General features: G+C 68.2%; 23 protein-coding genes. 17 read left to right on the forward strand and 6 right to left on the reverse strand.

Annotation, left to right across the window (positions count from 1 at the left end):
* Positions 1 to 106: 106 nt before the first annotated feature.
* From dnaX to HIV01_RS01920, 4 genes are all read left to right on the forward strand, one after another.
* Positions 107 to 1,927 carry a DNA polymerase III subunit gamma/tau gene (gene dnaX, locus HIV01_RS01905; RefSeq protein ID WP_200604581.1) on the forward strand — a complete coding sequence of 607 codons (1,821 nt, stop codon included), beginning with the start codon at positions 107 to 109 and terminating at the stop codon, positions 1,925 to 1,927.
* A gap of 78 nt (positions 1,928 to 2,005) precedes the next feature.
* The gene (locus HIV01_RS01910; protein ID WP_158733669.1) at positions 2,006 to 2,326 is read left to right on the forward strand and encodes a YbaB/EbfC family nucleoid-associated protein; all 321 of its coding nucleotides are present in this window, start codon (positions 2,006 to 2,008) and stop codon (positions 2,324 to 2,326) included.
* Between the two features lies 1 nt (position 2,327).
* The gene (recR, locus tag HIV01_RS01915) at positions 2,328 to 2,930 is read left to right on the forward strand and encodes a recombination mediator RecR (protein ID WP_200604582.1); all 603 of its coding nucleotides are present in this window, start codon (positions 2,328 to 2,330) and stop codon (positions 2,928 to 2,930) included.
* A 58-nt stretch (positions 2,931 to 2,988) separates the two neighbouring features.
* The gene (locus tag HIV01_RS01920) at positions 2,989 to 3,339 is read left to right on the forward strand and encodes a histidine triad nucleotide-binding protein (protein WP_200604583.1); all 351 of its coding nucleotides are present in this window, start codon (positions 2,989 to 2,991) and stop codon (positions 3,337 to 3,339) included.
* Between the two features lie 19 nt (positions 3,340 to 3,358).
* Here HIV01_RS01920 and HIV01_RS01925 read toward each other — a convergent pair whose 3' ends face one another.
* The 4 genes from HIV01_RS01925 to HIV01_RS01940 all read right to left on the reverse strand — a co-directional run bounded on the left by HIV01_RS01925 (position 3,359) and on the right by HIV01_RS01940 (position 7,794).
* Positions 3,359 to 3,847, reverse strand: coding sequence for a Slp family lipoprotein (locus HIV01_RS01925; RefSeq protein WP_200604584.1), 489 nt, complete (start codon positions 3,845 to 3,847; stop codon positions 3,359 to 3,361).
* Between the two features lie 25 nt (positions 3,848 to 3,872).
* Positions 3,873 to 5,855, reverse strand: coding sequence for a transglutaminase TgpA family protein (locus HIV01_RS01930; protein WP_200604585.1), 1,983 nt, complete (start codon positions 5,853 to 5,855; stop codon positions 3,873 to 3,875).
* A complete protein-coding gene (locus HIV01_RS01935) occupies positions 5,848 to 6,777 on the reverse strand; it encodes a DUF58 domain-containing protein (RefSeq protein ID WP_245156958.1) in 930 nt (309 codons plus the stop codon). Before HIV01_RS01935 ends, HIV01_RS01930 begins: the two co-directional genes overlap by 8 nt.
* 63 nt (positions 6,778 to 6,840) lie before the next feature.
* Complete coding sequence (locus HIV01_RS01940) at positions 6,841 to 7,794, reverse strand: AAA family ATPase (protein WP_425600248.1); 954 nt, start codon at positions 7,792 to 7,794, stop codon at positions 6,841 to 6,843.
* Between the two features lie 163 nt (positions 7,795 to 7,957).
* On the opposite strand from HIV01_RS01940, the gene HIV01_RS01945 reads away from it, so the two are divergent.
* A complete protein-coding gene (locus tag HIV01_RS01945) occupies positions 7,958 to 9,802 on the forward strand; it encodes an ArnT family glycosyltransferase (protein WP_200604587.1) in 1,845 nt (614 codons plus the stop codon).
* 31 nt (positions 9,803 to 9,833) lie between these two features.
* Here HIV01_RS01945 and HIV01_RS01950 read toward each other — a convergent pair whose 3' ends face one another.
* Complete coding sequence (locus HIV01_RS01950; RefSeq protein WP_200604588.1) at positions 9,834 to 10,412, reverse strand: Maf family protein; 579 nt, start codon at positions 10,410 to 10,412, stop codon at positions 9,834 to 9,836.
* Positions 10,413 to 10,423: 11 nt separating this feature from the next.
* Positions 10,424 to 10,780 (reverse strand): hypothetical protein, encoded by a 357-nt coding sequence (locus HIV01_RS01955; protein WP_200604589.1) that lies wholly within the window; start codon positions 10,778 to 10,780, stop codon positions 10,424 to 10,426.
* Positions 10,781 to 10,930: 150 nt separating this feature from the next.
* Between HIV01_RS01955 and HIV01_RS01960 the strand changes: the two genes are divergently transcribed.
* The 12 genes from HIV01_RS01960 to HIV01_RS02015 all read left to right on the forward strand — a co-directional run bounded on the left by HIV01_RS01960 (position 10,931) and on the right by HIV01_RS02015 (position 21,479).
* Positions 10,931 to 11,449 (forward strand): YceD family protein, encoded by a 519-nt coding sequence (locus tag HIV01_RS01960; RefSeq protein ID WP_200604590.1) that lies wholly within the window; start codon positions 10,931 to 10,933, stop codon positions 11,447 to 11,449.
* A gap of 19 nt (positions 11,450 to 11,468) precedes the next feature.
* The gene (gene rpmF, locus HIV01_RS01965; protein ID WP_115842959.1) at positions 11,469 to 11,663 is read left to right on the forward strand and encodes a 50S ribosomal protein L32; all 195 of its coding nucleotides are present in this window, start codon (positions 11,469 to 11,471) and stop codon (positions 11,661 to 11,663) included.
* A 168-nt stretch (positions 11,664 to 11,831) separates the two neighbouring features.
* Entirely contained in the window at positions 11,832 to 12,812 is a 981-nt protein-coding gene (locus HIV01_RS01970) for a beta-ketoacyl-ACP synthase III (RefSeq protein WP_200604591.1), read from the forward strand.
* Positions 12,813 to 13,008: 196 nt separating this feature from the next.
* Entirely contained in the window at positions 13,009 to 13,971 is a 963-nt protein-coding gene (fabD, locus tag HIV01_RS01975; RefSeq protein ID WP_280633577.1) for an ACP S-malonyltransferase, read from the forward strand.
* Positions 13,968 to 14,714: a 3-oxoacyl-ACP reductase FabG gene (gene fabG, locus HIV01_RS01980; protein WP_200604592.1), complete on the forward strand. Its 747-nt coding sequence runs from the start codon at positions 13,968 to 13,970 to the stop codon at positions 14,712 to 14,714. Before fabD ends, fabG begins: the two co-directional genes overlap by 4 nt.
* A gap of 142 nt (positions 14,715 to 14,856) precedes the next feature.
* A complete protein-coding gene (acpP, locus tag HIV01_RS01985; RefSeq protein ID WP_031373652.1) occupies positions 14,857 to 15,096 on the forward strand; it encodes an acyl carrier protein in 240 nt (79 codons plus the stop codon).
* 128 nt (positions 15,097 to 15,224) lie between these two features.
* Positions 15,225 to 16,475: a beta-ketoacyl-ACP synthase II gene (gene fabF, locus HIV01_RS01990; protein ID WP_200604593.1), complete on the forward strand. Its 1,251-nt coding sequence runs from the start codon at positions 15,225 to 15,227 to the stop codon at positions 16,473 to 16,475.
* A gap of 106 nt (positions 16,476 to 16,581) precedes the next feature.
* A complete protein-coding gene (locus HIV01_RS01995) occupies positions 16,582 to 17,952 on the forward strand; it encodes an aminodeoxychorismate synthase component I (RefSeq protein WP_200604594.1) in 1,371 nt (456 codons plus the stop codon).
* Positions 17,949 to 18,770 (forward strand): aminodeoxychorismate lyase, encoded by an 822-nt coding sequence (gene pabC, locus HIV01_RS02000; RefSeq protein ID WP_200604595.1) that lies wholly within the window; start codon positions 17,949 to 17,951, stop codon positions 18,768 to 18,770. The genes HIV01_RS01995 and pabC overlap by 4 nt, the downstream gene beginning before the upstream one ends.
* 62 nt (positions 18,771 to 18,832) lie before the next feature.
* On the forward strand, positions 18,833 to 19,852 hold the full coding sequence (mltG, locus tag HIV01_RS02005) for an endolytic transglycosylase MltG (protein WP_200606302.1): 1,020 nt from the start codon (positions 18,833 to 18,835) through the stop codon (positions 19,850 to 19,852).
* Positions 19,849 to 20,517, forward strand: coding sequence for a dTMP kinase (gene tmk / locus HIV01_RS02010; protein WP_425600249.1), 669 nt, complete (start codon positions 19,849 to 19,851; stop codon positions 20,515 to 20,517). Before mltG ends, tmk begins: the two co-directional genes overlap by 4 nt.
* On the forward strand, positions 20,514 to 21,479 hold the full coding sequence (locus tag HIV01_RS02015) for a DNA polymerase III subunit delta' (RefSeq protein WP_200604596.1): 966 nt from the start codon (positions 20,514 to 20,516) through the stop codon (positions 21,477 to 21,479). The genes tmk and HIV01_RS02015 overlap by 4 nt, the downstream gene beginning before the upstream one ends.
* Positions 21,480 to 21,485: the final 6 nt, after the last annotated feature.

A 21,485-nucleotide genomic window follows, 5' to 3' on the forward strand; every position in this document is an offset into this window, starting at 1 on the left:
TTGCAGGGGTCGCAGATTCTAGCCGTCGGCGGTCCCCGGGACAAGCGCGACGGTCGGGCGCCGCGCCAGTCGCGGTGCGCGCGACTGGGCATGGCAGAATGTGGCCATGTCCTACCTCGTCCTCGCCCGCAAGTGGCGTCCGAAGCGCTTCGCCGAACTGGTCGGACAGGAGCATGTGGTCCGTGCACTGACCAACGCGCTCGATTCCGGCCGCGTCCATCACGCCTTCCTGTTCACCGGCACCCGCGGTGTCGGCAAGACGACGATCGCGCGAATCTTCGCCAAGTCGCTGAACTGCGAGCGCGGGACCTCGGCCGAGCCCTGCGGCGAGTGCGGTTCCTGCCGCGACATCGATTCGGGCCGTTTCATCGACCTGCTTGAGATCGACGCCGCCAGCAATACCGGTGTCGATGACGTCCGCGAGGTCATCGACAACGCCCAGTACATGCCCAGCCGTGGTCGGGTGAAGGTCTACCTGATCGACGAAGTGCACATGCTGTCCAAGTCGGCCTTCAACGCCCTGCTCAAGACGCTGGAAGAGCCGCCGGGGCACGTGAAGTTCCTGCTTGCCACCACCGACCCGCAGAAGCTGCCGGTGACGGTGCTGTCGCGCTGCCTGCAGTTCAACCTCAAGCGTCTGGACGAGCAGCAGATCAACGGGCAGATGACCCGGATCCTCGAGGCCGAGGGCATTGCCGCCGAAGCCGGCGCGATCCGCCAGCTCTCCAAGGCCGCCGATGGCAGTCTGCGCGATGGGCTGTCGCTGCTGGACCAGGCCATCGCCTACACCGGCGCCAGCGCCGGCGGCAGCACCCTGGGCGATGCCGGCGTGGCCACCATGCTCGGTACCGTCGACCGCACCCGGGTTGGCGCGCTGCTGTCCTCCCTCGCCGAAGGCGATGGCGAGCGGCTGCTGGCGGAAGTGGCCGTGCTGGCCGAATTCTCGCCGGACTGGGGCAGCGTGCTGGAAGCCTTCAGCGATGCGCTGCACCGGATCCAGGTGCGACAGCTGGTGCCCGAGGCGCAGGTCGAGGCCGATGGCGTCGATGTCGATGCGCTGGCCGCGCAGCTGCGTCCGGAAGTGGTGCAGCTGTGGTACCAGATGGCGCTCAACGGCCGTCGTGACCTGGCGTTGGCGCCGAGTCCGCGTGCCGGTTTTGAAATGAGCGTGCTGCGCATGCTGGCCTTCCGTCCGGATGACGGCGACGGCGCCCGCGCGCCGTCGGCGCAACCGGCCCAGGCCGTGCGCGGCGCAGCCCCTCGCAGTGCAGCGACTGCGGCCCCGGCCGACGCGGCACCGCGCGAGCGGACGCCTCCTCCGAACCCGTTTGCCGCCGAGCAGCCGAAGCCACCGGCCGCGGCCGCGCCGGCACGTCCGGCGCCTGCACCCGCACCGGCACCTGCACCTGCACCTGCACCTATCGAGGCAGCCATTGCGCCGGCCCCGATTGCCGTAGCCCGCCCGGCACCCGTTGCCGCGCCTGTGCCGACGGTGGTTTCGCCGCCGGCCGAGGTCGCCTTCGTCCATGGCGCCGGCATCGCCGACGCCGATGCCTGGCACGCGATGGTGGCCGCCACCAGCCTGCGCGGTCCGGCTCGCATGCTTGCCGAGCACGCCGGTTTTGTTTCGTATTCCGAAGGCGTGCTGAGCCTGTCGCTGGCGCCAGTCGACGATCATCTGCGCAGCAATGCGCTGGTCGAGCTGATGGCCGAAGCGCTGGCACCGGCGCTTGGCGCTGCGCCGCAGGTACGTTTCGTCGAGGCCCGTTCGGCCGAGTCGCTGCACCAGCGCAACGAGCGCAGCCGCGACGAACGCCAGGCAGCCGCCGAAGCGACCTTCATGAGCGATCCGGACGTGCAGCGGCTGATCTCCCAGCACGGCGCCAAGGTAGTGCCCGATTCGATCCGGCCCTACGACGAAAAATGATCCCCCCGCCATTGCCCGACGGGCATGGCCGTCGCCCCTGACGCAGGGGCTCCATTGCCAATAGACGAGTGACGAGACATGCGTGGAAACATTGCCCAATTGATGCAGCAGGCGCAGAAGATGCAGGAAAACGTGCAGCGCGCCCAGGAAGAGCTGGCCAAGCTCGAAGTCACCGGCAACGCCGGCGGCGGCATGGTCAGTGTCACCATCACCGGCCGCATGGAGTGCCGCAAGGTCCGCATCGACCCGAGCGTGCTGAGCGACCAGGAAATGGTCGAGGACCTGATCGCCGCCGCGTTCAACGATGCGGTCAACAAGGTCAACGCCGAATCGCAGTCGAAGATGTCCGCCGCGACCGCCGGCATGCCGATCCCGCCGGGCATGAAGATGCCGTTCTGACTTGAGCTCGCTTCTCGAACAACTCATCGAAGCCTTTCGCGTGTTGCCCGGCGTCGGCCAGAAGTCGGCGCAGCGCATGGCCTACCACGTGCTCGAACGCGAGCGCGCCGGTGGCCAGCGCCTCGCCGATGCGCTTTCCGCCGCCGTCGAGCACATCGGTCATTGCGCGCGCTGCCGCGACTTCACCGAGGGCGAGGTCTGCGCGACCTGCGCCAGTGCCTCGCGCGATGCGCACCAGTTGTGCGCGGTCGAGTCGCCCGCCGATCGCCTCGCGATCGAACAGGCCACCGGTTACCGCGGCCTGTATTTCGTCCTGCAGGGGCGCCTGTCGCCGCTGGATGGCATCGGCCCGCGCGAACTGGGCCTGGATACGCTTGCCGCGCGCCTGGCCGAGGGCGAGGTGCAGGAGCTGATCATCGCCACCAATCCAACGGTCGAAGGCGAAGCGACCGCGCATTACCTCGCGCAGCTGGCGCGCCAGCACAAGGTTCGACCGAGCCGGCTCGCCCATGGTGTTCCATTGGGTGGTGAGCTGGAATACGTCGACCGGGGCACGCTGTCGCATGCGTTCGGCAGCCGCAGCGAGATGACGGACCGGGACTGATGCCAGCGGGTACGGCCCGGGGGTAAAGTCGCCTTCAACCCACAGCAGCCCGACCGCCATGTCCGAAACCATCTTCCACAAGATCATCAAGCACGAGATTCCGGCCGACATCGTCTTCGAGGACGAGCACCTGATCGCGTTCCGGGACATCGCGCCGCAGGCGCCGGTGCACGTGCTGTTCGTGCCCAAGACCGATGTCGCCACGCTCAACGATCTGCAGCCGGACCAGTCCGCCATCGTCGGACGCCTGGCCGTGGCCGCGGCCGACTACGCCAAGCGCGAGGGTTTTGCCGAGGACGGCTACCGGATCGTGATGAACTGCAACGGCCATGGCGGGCAGACGGTGTTCCAGATCCATCTGCACCTGCTGGCCGGCGCGCCGCTGGGGCGCTTCGGAACCTCGCGCTGAGCGCGAGGTTGTTCCGGCTTTACCACCAGCCCCACCACGGCCACGGTGCCGCCGGATAGCCGACGACGTCGACCGTCTCGCGCACCGGCCACAGATAGACCACGTCGGCCTCGACCTGCGGGAAGCGGTAGTCGTATCCGCCGATCTGGCGGTTCTGGTAGCCGCTGACGCGGCCGATGAAGGTGACTTCGCGATTCTTCTCGAATATCGCCGGATCGTAGAAGCCGGTGCGGCAGGCGATGAAGCGGCCGCCGGTGTCGTCGCTGCCCCAGTACGGACGGGCGTTGTCACCCAGGTAGGTCGAGACCATCTCGAAGCAGGTGCGATTGGGCTGCGGTTCGACGCCGACGATGCGACCGCCCCAGCGCACCGGGGCGCCGGTGACATCGCTCGCCGCCGCGTCGCGCGGCGTGATCGGATTGAACTCACCCTGCAGTGGTTGCGGTGCGGTGACGCAGGCGGCCAGCATCATCGTGCCCAGGGCCAGTAGGGCGGTACGAAGGTTCATCGGCGTTCTCCAGGAGTCCTTCAGATTAGCCATTGTTGCCATTGCGGGGCGACGGGCGATGCGCACGCAGCGCCTGGGTCAGGGCGCGGGTCGAGCGTCCCCCCGGCTCGCCGTCAGCGTAACGCCAATCGCTGAAACGGTCGCTGAGGATCCGCAACTCGCCGGCCAGTTCGGGCCGGGCAGCGGCAACGCGCTCCACCCAGCGACCGGCGGGTTCGTCCGGCGCCCGTTCCAGGCCGAGGTGGCGATAACGACGGGTAAGTCCATGCCAGGCGCGAAGCACCGGGTCGGGCTCGCGCTCGTTGCGGCGACTGAACCACACCATCCACAGCAGTCCCAGCGCCACGGCCAGCATCAGCAGCAACACCAGGGTGCGATCGTCGAGGCGGTCGATGCCGAACGGGCGCAGCAGGCGTTGCTGGCGATTGGCGTCGAAACCGAGCACGAAGTCATTCCAGCCGCGCCGCAGCCAGTCGCCAACATCGATCAGCGAGCGTCCGCCGGCGAAGCCGTCAAGCAAGCCGCCGGCAACGGAGCGGCGGTCGTCCAGCGTGTCGTAGATGCGCTCGGGCGCGACGGCGGCGGTCGGATCCACGCGCACCCAGCCGCGCCCGCGCAACCAGACCTCGGCCCAGGCGTGCGCGTCGGAGCGGCGCACCAGCCAATAGCCGCCGACCGAATTGCGGTAGCCGCCGGCGTAGCCGGTGACCACGCGCGCCGGAATGCCGGCGCCACGCATCAGCACGACGAACGACGAGCTGAAGTGCTGGCAGAAACCGGCGCGCTGGTCGAACAGGAATTCGTCGACGCTGTTGCGTCCAGCCAGCGGTGTTTCCAGGGTGTAGGCGAAGTCGCGCCGGATCCAGTCGAGGGCGCGGGTCACGATCGCGCCATCGGCGGACGGCCCGGCTTCCAGGCGCCACTGCCGCGCCAGTGCAAGGGTGCGCGGGTTGAAGTTGGGCGGCAGCCGCAGCGCGTACTGGCGTGTCTCTGCCGACAGGCTCGCCTCGTAGCGACGTGGCGGTGCCGACTGCATGCGCCAGCGACTCACGCCCGTCAGCTGGGTCAGCGACTGCAGGTTGTGGTCCGGGTCCAGCTCGCTGCCGCCGGGTGCCGAGATCAGCAGGTCGAGGGCAACGAGCTGCCGGCGATCGGTCGGCTCCATCTCGATCTCGTAGTCCCAGCGCTGCGGGCCCGGTTCGACCGCGGTTTCGGTCCAACCCGGCATCCATCGCGGTTGCCGCCAGGTGCGACCGTCGAAATCCCACATCACCGGCCCGCGCCAGTACATCTGCGACGGCGCGGGTACCGGTCCGAAGAAGCGTGCGCGCAGGGCAGGGCGGTCGTCGCCCATGAGGTCGATCCAGTCGCCCGGGCTCATCCGGTCCGACAGGCCGGTGCTTGCCATGGCACGCTCGGGGATGCCCCACAGCGGCGAACCCAGTCGCGGGAACAGCCAGAATGCTGCCAGCGCGAGTGGCAATCCGAGCGCAAGCAGGCGGGCGGTGCCGGCGATGCGCTGCATTGGTGAAGCATCGCGACGCACATCGCCCGACTCGACGTCTGCCAGCAGTTGCAGAGCAGCCAGCGCCAGCAGGGTCGCGGCCAGGCCCAGGGCGAGCGACAGCGGTCCCTGGTCGAGCAGGAAGGTGGCAAACGGCGCGAACAAGGCGAAGCCGAGCAGACTGCGTGCATCGCGCAGGCTGAACGTCTCCGATGGCTTGATTGCAAGCATCGCCGCCAGCAGTGCGCAGCCGGTATCCCGGCCGATCGAGAAATCGCTCATCGCCAGTACGGTCGCGATCAGTGCCACCGACAGGAGCAGGCGGACCAGTCCGTGCAAGGGTTGGCGCCACGACATGGCGACGACGGCCACGGCGCTGACGGCGATGGTGACCGCGATAAGCAGCGGCAACTGCAGCAGCAACGGCAACAGGCAGGCTCCTGCGCTGAGCAGTACCCAGCGGCGGGTGCGCGGATCGAGCGCTGGCGTTGCCGGATCAGCCATGGGGCATCAGCGCCAGTGCGCGCAGGCAGGCATGCCGGTGTTGCGGCCCGCGGTCGGGCCCCAGTGCGGCGTGACCGGGCAGGCGCAACTGATAGCGCCTGCCTTCGCGCTCGGCTTCGTCGATCCAGCGCGCCAGCCGGGCAATCCGCGCCTCATAGCCGATCCCGGCGATCTCGCGCCAGTCGAGCACGACTTCGGCGCCGATCGGTTGTTCAAACTCGCGTACCAGCAGCGTGTCGCGCCGCGCCGACGGCTTCCAGGCGATGGCCCGGCGTGCATCACCGGTGCGATAACCGCGCAGGTGATGGACGTCGTCGCCGGTCGGGTGCACGCGCGCCTGGACACGGTCGCCGTGACCTGCCGGCAGCGGCGGGCCGTTGGCCTCCGGTGCCGGATAGACCAGCAACGGCGATTCCGGCCAGACGTAGGCCCACGCGCGCGCCAGTCCCAGCGGGCGCGTCGTCGACAGCCGCAGCTTGGGCAGGTCGAACCATCCACGTTGCTGCGTCGGCAGCAGCAGTTGTGACTCACCGCTGCCGCGATCGAGGTTGAGGATGCCCGGCGCGGCGTCGAACGAGCCGTCGTCGTCCAGCCGCAGCCCGCGGCGGACGCGACCGGGCGCGGCGCGCGCGTACAGGCGCACGCCCAGGGGCGTTCCCGCGGCGACGGGTTCGGCGTCGACCGCCACCAGTTCAAGTCCGGACAATTGCATCTGCGCCGCCACCAGGCTGGCCAGGCCAGCCCCGGCCAGCATCAGTCCCAGCAGCAGCGCGGGGTTGTTGTTGTAGTTGAGCGAACCCAGCAGCATCACGAACAGCAACACTGCGTAGAACATTCCGAAACGCGTCGGCAGCACGTAGATGCGACGGCGGTGCAGAACGCACGGCAGTGATTCCGGATCGCGTGGGCGCGTCCAGACCATCGCCCAGGCATGCAACCGCGAGCGCAGGCGCGCCGGAGTCTGGCGGTCCGACCGCGACATCACTCAGTCCACCGGCACCGCATGCAGGATCGCCTTCGCCAACGCAGCGTCCTTGCCGGCATCGACCTCGGCAACGAGGCGGTGCGCAGCCACGGCCGGAAACAGCGCCTGAACATCCTCGGGCAGCACGTGCGCGCGTCCGAGCAGCAATGCGTAGGCACGGGCAGCGCGCAGCAGTGCCAGTCCGGCGCGCGGCGACAGTCCCACGCGCACGCCAGGATGGCGTCGGCTTCGCGCCATCAGTGCCTGCACGTAGGCGACCAGCGCCTCGCTGGCGTGCACCTGCTGCACCGAACGGCGGGCGGCAAGCACATCCTCGCTGCCGAGCAGGGGCAACACGCGCGCGATCAGGTCGCGGCGGTCGTCACCGGCAAGCAGGTGACGCTCGGCATCCGCATCCGGGTAGCCCAGGCTCAGGCGCAGGAGGAAACGGTCCAGCTGCGAATCCGGCAACGGATAGGTGCCGGACAGGTCGACGGGATTCTGCGTGGCGATGACGAAGAACGGTTCCGGCAGCGCATGCGTGGTGCCATCGACCGTGACTTGGTATTCGGCCATCGCCTCCAGCAGCGCACTTTGCGTGCGCGGCGGCGCGCGGTTGATCTCGTCGGCCAGCAACACCTGCGCGAACACCGGGCCGGGATGAAACTGGAACTGGCGCGCCTGCGGATCGAACACCGACACACCGACCACGTCGGCAGGCAGCAGGTCGGAGGTGAACTGCACGCGCTGGAAATCCAGGCCGAGCGTTGCCGCCAGTGCATGGGCCAGCGTGGTCTTGCCCAGCCCGGGCAGGTCCTCGATCAGCAGGTGGCCACCGGCCAGCAACGCCACGAACGCCAGGCGAACTTCGTGCGGCTTGCCCAATACCAGCGAATTGACCTGCGCCTGGGCGCGTTCAAGGGAGCCTCGCAGGCCATCGGTTAGCATGGTCGCCGTCGAAAGGGATACCGCCATCGCGCGTGTGCTCCTGTTGGATGTCGCAGCTTGCATCGTCCGCCGGCACTGCACCGGCCTGCCGCCCCGGTCAGGTCGGCCGACACGTGTTCTGCAAAGGCATGCCCTGACGACATGCTCTACAACCACATGTTCTCCCAGAGTGTAGCGAGGTCACGAACGGATGCGGGATGAAGAGCAGGCACGGCGCACGTTCTGGGTGCTGTGGGTCACGGTCCTGGCGATCAAGCTGGTCGTTGCCGCGCGTCTGCCGCTGTTCGTCGACGAGGCGTTCTACTGGCTGGAAGGCCAGCACCTGGCTGCGGCCTATTCGGACCTGCCCGGGCTGACCGCGTGGTTGACCCGCCTGGGTACCGTCGTCGGCGGCAACCATGCCTTTGCCGTACGCCTGCCGTTCGTGTTGATCGCCGCGCTGGTGCCGTGCCTGATGGTGCGCATAGCCGCACGCGAGTTCGGTGCGCGTGCCGGCTGGCTGGCCGGTTGCTTCACATTGCTGTTGCCACTGGCCGGAACCCTGGGCGTGATGGCGCTGCCGGATGCGGCGATGGCACTGGCGACGCTGTTGTGCGTCGATGCCGGTGCGCGCCTGCTGCGTCAGGTCAGTCCCGAGGTCGCGCTTGAACTCGCCGTCGGCCTGGCCTTGGGCGCGTTGTGCCATTACCGCTTCATTGCCGTCATCGGCGTGGGATTCATCGCCCTGGCGATGATCGAGGAAGGTCGCCGCGCGCTGCGCGACGTACGCGTGCTGGTGGCGATCGCGTTCGGTGCATCGGCGTGGGCGCCGCTGGTGGCCTGGAACCTCGACAACTCCGATGCCGGCTTGCGCTTCCAGCTGGTCGATCGCCATCCGTGGGCCTTCCACGCCGACGCGGTCTGGTTCATCGCGGTCCAGGCCCTGCTGGTTACGCCACTGCTGTTCGCCGCGCTGGCCGTCGCCGCGCGCAGGGGGCTGACGAGCGCGGCCGCGCCGGAGCGTTACTTCGCGCTGCTCGGCGCCGGCGTGGTCCTGGGGTTCTTCGCCCTCGGGTTTTTCGCCGATACCGAGCGCGTCAGTTTCCACTGGCCGCTGCCCGGTTACCTGGCGCTGCTGCCGCTGCTGCCTGCGGTGCTATGGCGCTGGCCGCGTGGCTGGCAGGTCGCTACCGCATGGCTGGCCGGGCTGGGGCTGGTGGCCAACCTGGGCTACTACCTGGCCGTGTCGCAGCCGGGCCTGCGCGAGCGCAATGCGGCGGAGAAGTGGTATCCGAGCAACTTCTCGGGCTGGGAGCCACTGGCACAGGCGGTACGTGCGCGCCTGGCGACGATGCCGGCCGGTACGCGCGTGGTCGCCGACAACTTCAAGATCGGCGCCGAACTGGGTTTTGCCATGGGCGATGCGCGTATCGCCGTGCTCGACCACCCCATCAACCACAAGCACGGCCGTGCGCCGCAGCTGCGGCTTTGGGGGCTACAAAGCGCAGGCCGCACCGACTGGGGCGGGCAGCCGGTGCTGCTCGTGGTGGGTGCGACCGAGATCAAGTACCGCGACCTGCTCCAGCGTTACCACGACCTGTGCACGATGGCTGGCCCGTTGCCGCCACCTGAAGTGCTGAACATCGACCATGGTCGCCAGCGCTTCATGCTGTTCGCGATGGATGGAAGCCGGGTGCACGGTGACTGCACGACACCGGCGATGGCATGGGTCGATACGCCGGTGGCCGACGCGCGCGTTGGCCAACGCTTCCACGTCGATGGCTGGGCGTTCAAGGACGGCGTCGGCCTGGCCGGCATCGAGGTCACCCTCGATGGTCAGGTCGTCGCCCAGGCGCAGTACGGGCGCGTGTTCCAGGGGCTGCGGAATGTGTGGCCGCAATCAAGCGATCCGCAGCATCCGAATGTGGGCTTCAGTGCCGAGGTCATCCTGACGCCAGGAACGTTCTCGCCGGGCCGGCATTGGCTTGGCTTGCGTCTGCGTGGGCGCGACGGCAGCGAAGAGACCTGGGCCGAGCGGCCGATCCTGGTCGAGTGACCTTGCCTGACCGTGACCGCGGCGGCCGGGATCAGGGCAGTTCGAACCCGGCCTCGCGCAGCAGCCGTGCGGTGGCGATCAGCGGCAGGCCGATCAGTGCGGTCGGGTCGCGGTTGTCGATGGCTTCGAACAGGCTGATGCCCAGGCCCTCGGATTTGAAGCTGCCGGCGCAGTCGAAGGGCAGCTCGGCATCGACGTAGCGCTCGATCTGGGCGGCGTCCAGGTTGCGGAACTTCACGACCGTATGGTCGAGCGCCTGCAGTGGCTGATGCCCGGCCTTCATCACGCACACGCCGGTGTGGAACTGGACATTGCGACCGGACATGCCGGTCAGCTGGTCGATGGCCGCCTGGCGACCGCCGGGCTTGCCCAGCGGCCGGCCGTCGAACTCGGCGACCTGGTCGGAGCCGATGACCCAGGCGTCGGGGTGGAGCGCGGCCACGGCGGCGGCCTTGGCCTGGGCCAGCCGGCGGGCGAGGGCGACAGGCGCTTCCCCGGGCAGGGGGGTCTCGTCGCTGTCGGGCCGGGCGGTGTCGAACGGCAGGCGCAGGCGCGACAGCAGTTCACGGCGGTAGACCGAGGTCGACGCCAGGATCAGGAGGGCGGGCACGGCGGCAAGGCTCAGGCCAGGGGCGACCGGGCGCGCTCGATCAGGGATAATTGCTGGTCGATCCGGTCGCGAGCTGCGTCTATCGAGCTGCGAACTTCGGCCAACTGGCTGAGACTGGCGTCGCGGCCATGGTCGCGCAGCCACAGCCGCTGGCGCAGCATCTCGCGCATGGCATCGCCTACCGGGTCGTTGCCGCCGTTGCCGGCCACCGCCTCGATCTCGGCCCGGGCCAGCCGCAGCCGGTCCTCGAGGGCGTCGGCGGCGTCCAGGACCTCGCGGACCGCGCGTTCGCGGCGTCCCGGGCGGACCCAGGCGAACAGTGCCGCGATCGCCAGGGAGGACAGCAGCAGGAGCAGGACGATGGTCACGGGCGCGGTCGATTGAACGGAATTGGACCGCAGTTTGAGGCCGCGACGGCGGACCCCGCAATCGTCGCCGACGAGCGGGGCGGCGCTGCTCGCCGGCTGGCCAGTTCAGGTTTGACAGAGGTAGTCGCTATCTCTAACATTCCGCAGCTTATGTCAGCCGACCTGCCCGGGATTCTTGATGCATGGCGCATGGTGGCGACACGGCGCGGCCTGGAAGGGCGTGTGCCGTTGTCATCGCTGACGCGGCTGCGGAACAGTCTGGTCGACACCGAAGGTGAGGTTCGCTTTGCGCTCGAGTTCGACTCCGACGCGCTGCGGGTGCCTTATGTCGAACTGCGAATCGATGCCGAGCTGCCGCTGACCTGTCAGCGCAGCCTGCAGCGGTTCCTGTACCCGGTGAACATCGTGCAGCGCCTTGGCCTGATCCGTGATGAAGCGGACGAGGCGGCGCTGCCGGAAGGATACGAGCCGTTGCTGGTGCCGGAAGATGGCCAGCTGCGGACCGTCGAGCTGGTCGAGGACGAGTTGATCCTGGCCGTTCCGGTCGTGCCGATAATGCCCGGCACGGAGGCGGTGGAGCGCGACTGGCCGGCGACCGAGCAGGCCGAAGAGCCGGAGCGCGTGAACCCGTTCGCTGCGCTGTCGGCATTGAAGAAACAATCGAACTGAGTTTTTTTGGAGCAAGACCATGGCTGTTCAGAAGTCCCGCGTTTCCCCGTCCAAGCGTGGCATGCGCCGTTCGCACGATGCGCTGTCCGCAAAGCAGCTGGCGACCGACCCGACCACCGGCGAGACCCACCTGCGTCACCACGTCACCGCTGACGGTTACTACCGCGGCAAGAAGGTGATCGACACCAAGTCCAAGGTTGCTGACGAAGAGTAAGCTCTTCGCTCACCGTCGCGCCGCGCGCAGCCCCTGGCTCGCGCGGCCGCCGCACAGCCTGGACTGTCGGAACCGTAAGGGTTCAGCGCGCTCAGCGGCCATCGCGGCGGTGCCTCTCCGTCGGCATGGCCGTCGGAGCCCAGACAACGGCTGTGCAGCGGAGTGGCGATGACGCAACAGATTTATTCCCGCATCGCGGGAACCGGCAGCTACCTTCCCGAGAAGGTGCTGACCAACGACGACCTGGCCAAGTTCATCGACACGAGCGATGAATGGATTGCTGCGCGCACGGGCATCCGTGAGCGTCATGTCGCCGCCGAAGGCGAGTTCACCAGCGACCTGGCCTACCACGCCTCCGTGCGCGCACTGGAAGCGGCCGGCGTCGATGCCAAGGATCTCGACCTGATCGTGGTCGGCACGACCACGCCGGACCTGATTTTCCCCTCGACCGCCTGCCTGCTCCAGCACCGCATCGGTGCCGGCGGCTGCGCCGCGTTCGACGTCAACGCTGCCTGCTCGGGCTTCATCTACGCGCTGACGGTGGCCGACAAGTTCATCCGTTCCGGCGCCGCCAAGACGGTGCTGGTCGTCGGTGCCGAAACCCTGACCCGCATGCTCGACTGGAGCGATCGCTCCACCTGCGTGCTGTTCGGCGACGGCGCCGGTGCGGTCGTGCTCAAGGCCGACACCGAAACCGGCATCCTCAGCACGCACATGCACGCCGACGGCGGCAAGAAGGAATTGCTGTGGAATCCGGTGGGCGTCTCGGTCGGCTTCAAGCCCGACGAGCCCAATGCCGGCGTCAAGGTGCTGATGACCGGCAACGAGGTCTTCAAGCACGCGGTCAAGGCACTGGACTCGGTGGTCGAAGAAACGCTCGAGGCCAATGGTCTGGATCGCCACGACATCGACTGGCTGATTCCGCACCAGGCCAACCTGCGCATCATCGAAGCCACGGCCAAGCGCCTGGACATGCCGATGGACCGCGTGATCGTCACCGTCGACAAGCACGGCAACACGTCGTCGGGTTCGGTGCCGCTGGCGCTGGACGAGGCGGTGCGCTCCGGTCGCGTCCAGCGTGGTCAGCTGGTGCTGCTTGAGGCCTTCGGTGGCGGCTTCACCTGGGGCTCGGCGCTGCTGCGTTACTGAGCCGTTCCGCGCTTCACGACCGGGTGCCATTCGCGCATCCGCGACGCCTCCGCTGGCAGCCAGCGGGGGCGTTTTCGTTTGTGGCGTGTGAGGCCCCGCGTGAGGCCCGTGCAAACTCCAGTACATACAGGCCCGTACAGACGTACTAGAGCAAACACTCGTATCATGCGCATTCTTTGTCGCAAGGCCTTCACGCGTGACCGCAACCCCCCACACCGATTCGACCCTGGCGTTCGTGTTCCCGGGCCAGGGTTCGCAGTCGCTCGGCATGCTGGCCGAACTGGGCGAACTGCACCCGATCATCCGCGAGGCGTTCGCCGAAGCCAGCGATGGCGCCGGCGTCGACCTCTGGGCGCTCAGCCAGGGCGGCCCGGAAGAAATGCTCAACCGCACCGAGTACACGCAGCCGGCGCTTCTCGCCGCTGGCGCGGCGGTGTGGCGCCTGTGGCAGCAGCGTGGCGGCGCCATGCCGGCGTTGCTGTCGGGTCACAGCCTGGGTGAATACACCGCGCTGATCGCGGCCGGTTCGCTGTCGCTGAAGGATGCCGCCCACCTGGTGCGCCTGCGCGGCCAGCTGATGCAGGAAGCCGCCCCGGCCGGTACCGGCGCAATGGCCGCCGTGCTCGGCGCCGACGACGCGCTGGTGCAGGAAGTCTGCGCGAGCGTGTCGGGCACCACCGTCGTGGTTCCCGCCAACTACAACTCGCCTCGCCAGATCGTCATCGGCGGCCACGCCGACGCCGTCGACAAGGCCATGGCCGTGCTCGGCGAGCGTGGCGTGCGCAAGATGGTCAAGCTGGCGGTCAGCGTGCCTTCGCACACGCCGCTGATGCGCGAAGCCGCCAACCGCCTGGCTGAAGCCATGGCGGGCATGGCATGGCATGCGCCGAAGCTGCCGGTGGTGCAGAACGTCGACGCCGGTATCCACGCGAGTGTGGATGCCATCCGCGATGCGCTCGTGCGCCAGCTGTATCTGCCGGTACAGTGGACCGGCTGCGTGCAGGCGCTGGCGGCCAAGGGCGTCACCCGTATCGCCGAATGCGGCCCGGGCAAGGTCCTCGCCGGCCTGGTCAAGCGCATCGACAAGACGCTCGACGGACGCGCGCTCGGCACGCCCGGCGAGTTCGAAACCGCAATCGAAGAATGGAACAAGGCATGAGCGAGAAACTGCTGACCGGAGAGATCGCACTGGTCACCGGCGCAAGCCGCGGCATCGGTGCGGCAATCGCCGACGAACTGGCCGCGCAGGGCGCGACCGTCATCGGCACCGCCACCTCCGAATCCGGCGCGAAGGCGATCGGCGAGCGCCTGGCGGCGCACGGCGGCCACGGCCGCGTGCTCGACGTCAGTGACGCCGCATCGATCGACGTGTTGATCGACGGCATCGCCAAGGAGTTCGGCGCGGTCTCGATCCTGGTCAACAACGCCGGCATCACCCGCGACAACCTGCTGATGCGGATGAAGGACGAGGACTGGCAGGCCATCCTCGACACCAACCTCACCAGCGTGTTCCGCACCAGCAAGGCGGTCATGCGCGCGATGATGAAGGCGCGCAAGGGCCGCATCATCAACATCGCCTCGGTGATCGGCGTGACCGGCAATGCCGGCCAGGCCAACTATGCGGCGGCCAAGGCCGGCATCATCGCCTTCAGCAAGTCGATGGCCCGGGAAATCGGCAGCCGCGGCATCACCGTCAATGTCGTAGCGCCCGGTTTCATCGACACCGACATGACCAAGGCATTGCCGGAAGACGCCAAGAGCGCGATGCTGGGGCAGATCGCCCTCGGGCGCTTCGGCGAGCCGGCCGACATCGCCCGCGCGGTGGCGTTCCTGGCCGGCCCGTCGGCGGCCTACATCACCGGCGAGACCCTGCACGTCAACGGTGGCATGTACATGCCGTAAGGCCTTGCCGTCGAGGCAATGCTTGCGTTTGTAACCATTTGAAGCAAAAGGGCTTTCGCGTATCCTCGCGAACGCCTGCGATTCCACCAATGTTCCTTTAGACTATTCCGTCGAATATCCCGTCCGGGAGGAGTGAGTACCCATGAGCAGCATCGAAGAGCGCGTCAAGAAAATCGTGGTCGAACAGCTGGGCGTCAAGGAAGAAGAAGTCACCAACAACGCTTCGTTCGTCGACGACCTCGGCGCGGACTCGCTCGACACCGTCGAGCTGGTGATGGCGCTCGAAGAAGAGTTCGAGTGCGAGATTCCGGACGAAGAGGCCGAGAAGATCACCTCGGTGCAGCAGGCCATCGACTACGTGAAGGCTCACGTCAAGTCGTAACCGTGCCCGACGGAAGCGGGCCATCCGGCCGACGCGTTTCCTGCAAAACCAGACCGGGGCCGCATTGCGGCCCCGTGTCTTATGAGCCGGTCCATGCGCCGGCGTAGTGTTCGTAGACGGAGTGTTTCATGTCCAATCGCGCCTTCAATCGACGCGTCGTCGTCACCGGCCTCGGCATCGTTTCGCCGCTCGGCAACGACCTGGCCAGCAGCTGGGATGGCATCGTCAACGGTCGCTCCGGCATCGGTCCGATCACGAACTTCGACGCTTCGGCCTTCACCACGCGCATCGCCGGTGAAGTGCGCAACTTCGACGTCACCCAGTGGGTGAGCCCGAAGGACGCCAAGAAGATGGAGGAGTTCATCCATTACGGCGTCGCCGCATCGATGATGGCGATCCAGGACGCCGGCATCACCGTCGACGAGTCCAACGCCGAGCGCATCGGTGCGCTGATCGGTTCGGGCATCGGCGGCCTGCTCGGCATCGAAGAGCAGACCATCAAGTACCACGAAGGCGGCCCGCGCAAGGTCTCGCCGTTCTACGTGCCCAGCACGATCATCAACATGCTGCCTGGCCAGGTCTCGCTGCTGACCGGCATCAAGGGCCCCAATTTCTCGGCCGTTTCGGCCTGCGCCACCGCCAACCATTCGATCGGCATGGCGATGCGCATGATCCAGTACGGCGACGCCGACGTGATGGTCGCCGGTGGCGCCGAGCGCGGCTCCTCGCCGACATCGGTCGCCGGCTTCTGCTCGATGAAGGCGATGTCGACGCGCAACGATGACCCGACCCGTGCCTCGCGCCCGTGGGACAAGGACCGCGACGGTTTCGTCCTCGGTGACGGCGCCGGCATCCTGATCCTGGAAGAGTACGAGCGCGCCAAGGCACGCGGTGCACGCATCTACTGCGAGCTGTCCGGTTTCGGCGCCAGCTCCGACGCCTTCCACATGACCGCCCCGAGCGAGAATGGCGAAGGCCCGGCACGCTGCATGGTCGCCGCGCTCAACGACGCCGGCGTCAATGCCGACCAGGTCGGTTACCTCAACGCGCACGGCACGTCGACGCCGCTGGGCGACCTGGCCGAAACGCTGGCGATCAAGCGCGCGCTGGGCGACCACGCCTACAAGACGATGGTCAGCTCCACCAAGTCGATGACCGGCCACCTTCTCGGTGCCGCCGGCGGCGTGGAGGCGATCTTCTCGGTGCTGGCGCTGCACCACGGCATCATCCCGCCGACCATCAACCTGGACGAAGCGGGCGAGGGCTGCGACCTGGACTACGTGCCCAACGTGGCCCGCCAGGCGCAGATCGACGTCGCGGTGTCCAACGGCTTCGGCTTCGGCGGCACCAACGGCACGCTGGTGTTCAAGCGGATCTGACCAAGTTGGCCTGAGTGTCAATCGGTTACCCCACGATCCCCGCTTCGGCGGGGATCGTTGTTTCGGGCACCCCGAAACGCGGCCTAAAACGCGGTCTAATACACGGATGCTGCTGACCCGCTCCCTGCCTGCCTCCTTCGACCTGCTTTCGCTGCAGCGTCTGGCACCCGACCGTTACCCCCTGCTGCTGGAATCCAGCGCCCACGGCACCGCCCAGGGGCGCTGGGACCTGCTGCTGGTGGCCAGCGGCGACTCACTGCGACTGGAACCCGATGGCGCCACGCGTGATGCCGCGGGCGCCGTGGTCGAAGGCGACTTCTTCGCCGCACTCGACGCGCAATGGCAGTCGCTGCGCGTTGCCCGCGACGAGCCTCGCTGGCCGTTCCGCGGCGGCTGGGCGCTGTTCTTCGGTTACGAGGCCGCTGCCCAGGTCGAACCGGTGCTCAAGCTGCCGCGCGCCGAAGGTCGGTTGCCAGTGGCACTGGCACTGCGTTGCCCGGCCGCGGTGCTGCGCGACCACACCAGCGGTGAATGCGTTCTGGTCACTGAGATGGGACACGACGGGCTGGTCGCAGCGGTGCTGTCCGACATCGACGCCGCCGCGAAGCTTCCGGACATTGCGCCCTGGCAGACGCCTGGCGCGCTCGAGGAAGACGAGCCCGAGCGTTTCACCGACGGCGTGCGTCGCGTGCTCGACTACCTCGCCGCGGGCGACGTGTTCCAGGCCAACCTCTCTCGCGGCTGGGTGGCGCGATTCGATCAGCCGCTGCAACCTGCGGCGCTGTTCGAACGGCTGCGACAGAACAACCCGGCGCCTTTCGCCGGCGTTTTCGCAGGTGCCGACTGGGCCGTTGTCAGCGCCTCGCCGGAGCGGCTGGTATCGGTGCGCGGCGACGTCGTCGAAACGCGGCCGATCGCCGGCACGCGTCCGCGCTTCGCCGGCGATGACGATGCAGCGCGCATCCAGGAACTCGTCGGCCATCCCAAGGAACGCGCCGAGCACGTGATGCTGATCGACCTGGAACGCAACGACCTCGGCCGCGTCTGCGCGCCAGGCAGCGTCGAAGTCGACGAGCTGATGACGGTGGAGAGCTATGCCCACGTCCATCACATCGTCAGCAACGTGCGCGGACGACTGCGCCAGGATGCGACCCCGGGGCAGGTGATCCGCGCTGTGTTTCCGGGCGGCACGATCACGGGCTGTCCGAAAGTGCGCTGCATGCAGATCATCGCCGAGCTCGAAGGCGTCGGCCGTGGTGCCTACACCGGCGCCATGGGTTGGCTCAATCGCGATGGCGACCTCGACCTCAACATCCTGATCCGCAGCGCCGAGCTGGAACCTGACGCTGCGGGCGGGGCGACGCTGCGCTTCCGCACCGGCGCCGGCATCGTGGCCGACTCCGATCCGCAGCGCGAACTCGACGAGACCCGGGCCAAGGCGCGCGGCATGCTTCGCGCGCTGGGAGTGGCTGGATGAGCGTGACGGCGGTGCGCTACTTTGTCGGCGATCAAACCGTGCCGGCGCTGCCGGATCTCGACCGTGGCCTGGCCTATGGCGATGGCCTGTTCGAGACGGTGCGCGCGCACCAAGGCCGGATGCACTGGTGGCCGGCGCACTGGCAGCGCCTGCAGCGCGGCGCGGCGATGTTGCGCATCACCCTTCCCGACGAGCGCATCGTGCTGGCCGAGGCAACGCGACTGCTCGACGGCGGCAATGTGGTGCTGAAGCTCGTGGTCACGCGGGGCAGCGGCGGACGTGGTTATTCGCCAGTCCAGGCCTGCGTCCCCAACTGGACGCTCTCGACCCATCCGTTGCCGCCTTCGCCCGCTGCCGGCCTGAGCCTGCGCTGGTGCGATACGCGCCTTGCGCTGCAGCCGGCGCTGGCGGGGATCAAGCACTGCAACCGCCTCGAGCAGGTGCTCGCGCGCGGCGAGTGGGACGATCCGGCCATCGACGAAGGCCTGGTATGCAGCAGCGAAGGCGACGTGGTGAGCGCCACGGCCGCCAATGTCTTCATCCTCCGCCAAGGCGCCTGGTCGACCCCGCAGGTCGATCGCTGCGGCGTCGCCGGGGTGTGCCGGGCCTGGGCGCTCAAGGCGCTGCCGGCGCGCGAGGCGCGCCTGGCTGTGACCGATGTCGAAGCCGCCGACGCGGTTTTCCTGTGCAATGGCGTGCGCGGTATCCTGCCGGTGGCGCGGCTCGGCGCCCGCACTTGGCAACCGCATCTGCAGGTGGTCGCGCTGCAGCACCGCCTGGCCGCCGAGCATCCCGCTTTCGCCACGGAGGTTTCGTGAGTCGCAGATCCAAGGGCCACAAGCCTTCGCGCCAGTCTTTCGGCCGCATTTCCGCCGGCTTCCTGCTGTTGTTGCTGCTTATCGCCGCCGGCGCCGGTTTCTGGGCGTGGCAGCGCTATACCGGTTTCGCCGACGCGCCGATGTCGGGCCTGGAGCCGGGCGAGACGGTAATGGTCGAGCGCGGCGATTCGCTGCCCACGGTGGTGCGCAAGCTGCGCGAGGCCGGTGTGCGCGAAGGTGACCTGCTGGAGTGGCGGGCGCTGGCCAAGCAGCTCGGCGCCGCCGGCAAGCTGCAGGTGGGCGAGTACGCGATCGAACCGGGCACGTCTCCACGCGCATTGCTGGTGGCGATGCGCGAGGGCCGGGTGATCCGTCACCGTTTCACGATCGTCGAAGGCTGGAACATCCGCGAACTGCGCGCGGCGCTGGCCAAGGCCAAGCCGCTCAAGCTGGAAACCGGCAAGCTCGACAATGCCGCGCTGATGAAGGCCGTGGGCGCGCCGGGCCAGCACCCCGAGGGGCGCTTCCTGCCCGAGACTTACCTGTACACGCGCGGCGACAGCGACCTGGACGTGCTCAAGCGTGCGCATGCGGCGATGGACAAGGCGCTCGATGCCGCCTGGCAGCAGCGCAGTGCCGACAACGTGCTCAAGACGCCCGACGAAATGCTGGTGCTGGCCTCGATCGTCGAGAAGGAAACCGGCATTGCCTCGGAGCGGCCGCAGATAGCCGGGCTGTTCGCGCGCCGGCTCAAGCTCGGCATGCGCCTGGAAACCGACCCGACGGTGATCTACGGCATCGGCAGCACCTATGACGGCAATATCCGCAAGAGCGACCTGCGCGCGGACAATCCGTACAACACCTACCTGATCGCGGGCCTGCCGCCGACGCCGATCGCGATGCCTGGCATCGGCGCACTCGAGGCGGTCGCCAAACCCGCCGATGGCGATGCGCTGTTCTTCGTTGCCGTCGGTGACGGCAGCGGGCGTCACCTGTTTGCACGCACCTACGCCGAGCACCAGGCCAACGTCCGCGCTTACCTGAAGAAGTACCGTGCCGCGCAATCCGGGAATGGCCCATGACGACATCGTCCATGAAGGACGCAGGCACACCGCTGCAGCGCCAGTCCCGTTTCATCACGCTCGAAGGCGGCGAAGGCGCCGGCAAGTCGACCGTGCTGGCGGCGCTGCGCGAAGTGCTGGCCGCCACCGGCGAGGAAGTCGTCAGCACGCGCGAGCCCGGTGGTACGCCACTGGCCGAGCAGATCCGCGGCCTGCTGCTGGACACGCATCACGAACCTCCGACCACCGACACCGAGTTGTTGCTGGTGTTCGCCGCGCGTGCGCAGCACGTGCGCGAGACCATCGTCCCGGCGCTTCAGCGTGGCGCCTGGGTCATCAGCGATCGCTTCACCGACGCCAGTTACGCCTACCAGGGTTCGGCGCGCGGCGGCGACGTGCAGTTCATCGCCGAACTGGAGCGGCGCGTAGTAGGCATCGCACCGGCGCTGACACTGCTGCTGGACGTGCCGGTGTCGATCGGTCTGCAACGTGCACGCGGGCGCGGTGCCAGCGATCGCATCGAGGGTGAGCACGATGATTTCTTCGAGCGCGTGCGCAGTGGCTATCTCGCCCGCGCGTCGGCGCAGCCGGAGCGTTTCCGCGTGATCGACGCCACCCAACCGGCGGACGTGGTCGCGGCCGAGGCGGTTGCGCACCTGCGTGCTTTCATCGAGGCCTCGGCATGAGTACGTTCGCCCCGTGGCAGCAGCGCGTGTACGACCAGGCCGTGGCGGCGCAGGCAAGTGGTCGACTGGCGCATGGCCTGCTGTTCTGCGGGCCGGCGCAGCTGGGCAAGCGCGCCGTGGCAGAGCGCCTGGCCCAGCGCCTGCTGTGCCAGCAGCCGGCCGCAGCCGGCGAGCCGTGCGGCAACTGTCGCAGCTGCCACCTGCTCGCGGCGGGCACGCACCCCGACTACCAGTTCGTTTCGTTCGTTCCGAACAAGGAAGGCACGCGACTGCGCACCGAGATCGTCATCGAGCAGATCCGCCAGGTGTCGGAGAAGCTTTCGCTGACGCCGCAGTACGGCGGCGCGCAGGTGGTGATCATCGACCCGGCCGAGGCGGTCAACCATGCCGCCTGCAATGCGCTGCTCAAGACCCTGGAGGAGCCGGTACCCGGGCGCTACCTGTGGTTGCTGAGTGCGCATCCGGCCCGCCTGCCGGCGACGATCCGCAGCCGCTGCCAACGCTACGAGTTCCGCCTGCCGCAGGCCGCCGAATCGCTGGCATGGCTGAAGCAGCTGGGGCACTCGGACGCCAGCGCGCGCGAAGCGCTGGAGGCCGCCCGCGGCCATCCCGGCCTGGCCAACGAATGGCTGGGCAATGACGGACTGAAGTTGCGCAGGGAGGTCGGCAGCGACCTGGCCAAGCTGGCCCGCGGCGACGTGGGCGCGGTCGAGACCGCGCAGCGGTGGGTCGGAGACGACAACGCGGCGGTGCGGCTGCGCCACGCCGCAGACCTGGCCCTTGCCGATGCCGCCGGCTTGACCGACCCGGGTCGAACGCGCAGTCTGGCTGCGTGGTTCGATCAGGCGAACCGGACCCGCGATCTGCTGCGCACGACGGTGCGGGCGGACCTGGCGGTCACCGAATTGTTGTTGGCCTGGCACGCCCTGCATGGGCGGCGGGCAGAAGGGGGGAGCAGGTAATGAGCG

The sequence above is a fragment of the Lysobacter arenosi genome (assembly GCF_016613475.2).
In the GTDB taxonomy this organism is placed as follows: domain Bacteria; phylum Pseudomonadota; class Gammaproteobacteria; order Xanthomonadales; family Xanthomonadaceae; genus Lysobacter_J; species Lysobacter_J arenosi.

Coding starts and splice junctions, on each gene's coding strand:
- dnaX (WP_200604581.1), top strand. CDS start 107: ATGTCCTACCTCGTCCTCGCCCGCAAGTGGCGTCCGAAGCGCTTCGCC.
- HIV01_RS01910 (WP_158733669.1), top strand. CDS start 2,006: ATGCGTGGAAACATTGCCCAATTGATGCAGCAGGCGCAGAAGATGCAG.
- HIV01_RS01920 (WP_200604583.1), top strand. CDS start 2,989: ATGTCCGAAACCATCTTCCACAAGATCATCAAGCACGAGATTCCGGCC.
- HIV01_RS01925 (WP_200604584.1), bottom strand. CDS start 3,847: ATGAACCTTCGTACCGCCCTACTGGCCCTGGGCACGATGATGCTGGCC.
- HIV01_RS01930 (WP_200604585.1), bottom strand. CDS start 5,855: ATGGCTGATCCGGCAACGCCAGCGCTCGATCCGCGCACCCGCCGCTGG.
- HIV01_RS01935 (WP_245156958.1), bottom strand. CDS start 6,777: ATGGTCTGGACGCGCCCACGCGATCCGGAATCACTGCCGTGCGTTCTG.
- HIV01_RS01940 (WP_425600248.1), bottom strand. CDS start 7,794: ATGGCGGTATCCCTTTCGACGGCGACCATGCTAACCGATGGCCTGCGA.
- HIV01_RS01945 (WP_200604587.1), top strand. CDS start 7,958: ATGCGGGATGAAGAGCAGGCACGGCGCACGTTCTGGGTGCTGTGGGTC.
- HIV01_RS01960 (WP_200604590.1), top strand. CDS start 10,931: ATGTCAGCCGACCTGCCCGGGATTCTTGATGCATGGCGCATGGTGGCG.
- rpmF (WP_115842959.1), top strand. CDS start 11,469: ATGGCTGTTCAGAAGTCCCGCGTTTCCCCGTCCAAGCGTGGCATGCGC.
- HIV01_RS01970 (WP_200604591.1), top strand. CDS start 11,832: ATGACGCAACAGATTTATTCCCGCATCGCGGGAACCGGCAGCTACCTT.
- fabG (WP_200604592.1), top strand. CDS start 13,968: ATGAGCGAGAAACTGCTGACCGGAGAGATCGCACTGGTCACCGGCGCA.
- acpP (WP_031373652.1), top strand. CDS start 14,857: ATGAGCAGCATCGAAGAGCGCGTCAAGAAAATCGTGGTCGAACAGCTG.
- fabF (WP_200604593.1), top strand. CDS start 15,225: ATGTCCAATCGCGCCTTCAATCGACGCGTCGTCGTCACCGGCCTCGGC.
- HIV01_RS01995 (WP_200604594.1), top strand. CDS start 16,582: ATGCTGCTGACCCGCTCCCTGCCTGCCTCCTTCGACCTGCTTTCGCTG.
- pabC (WP_200604595.1), top strand. CDS start 17,949: ATGAGCGTGACGGCGGTGCGCTACTTTGTCGGCGATCAAACCGTGCCG.
- tmk (WP_425600249.1), top strand. CDS start 19,849: ATGACGACATCGTCCATGAAGGACGCAGGCACACCGCTGCAGCGCCAG.
- HIV01_RS02015 (WP_200604596.1), top strand. CDS start 20,514: ATGAGTACGTTCGCCCCGTGGCAGCAGCGCGTGTACGACCAGGCCGTG.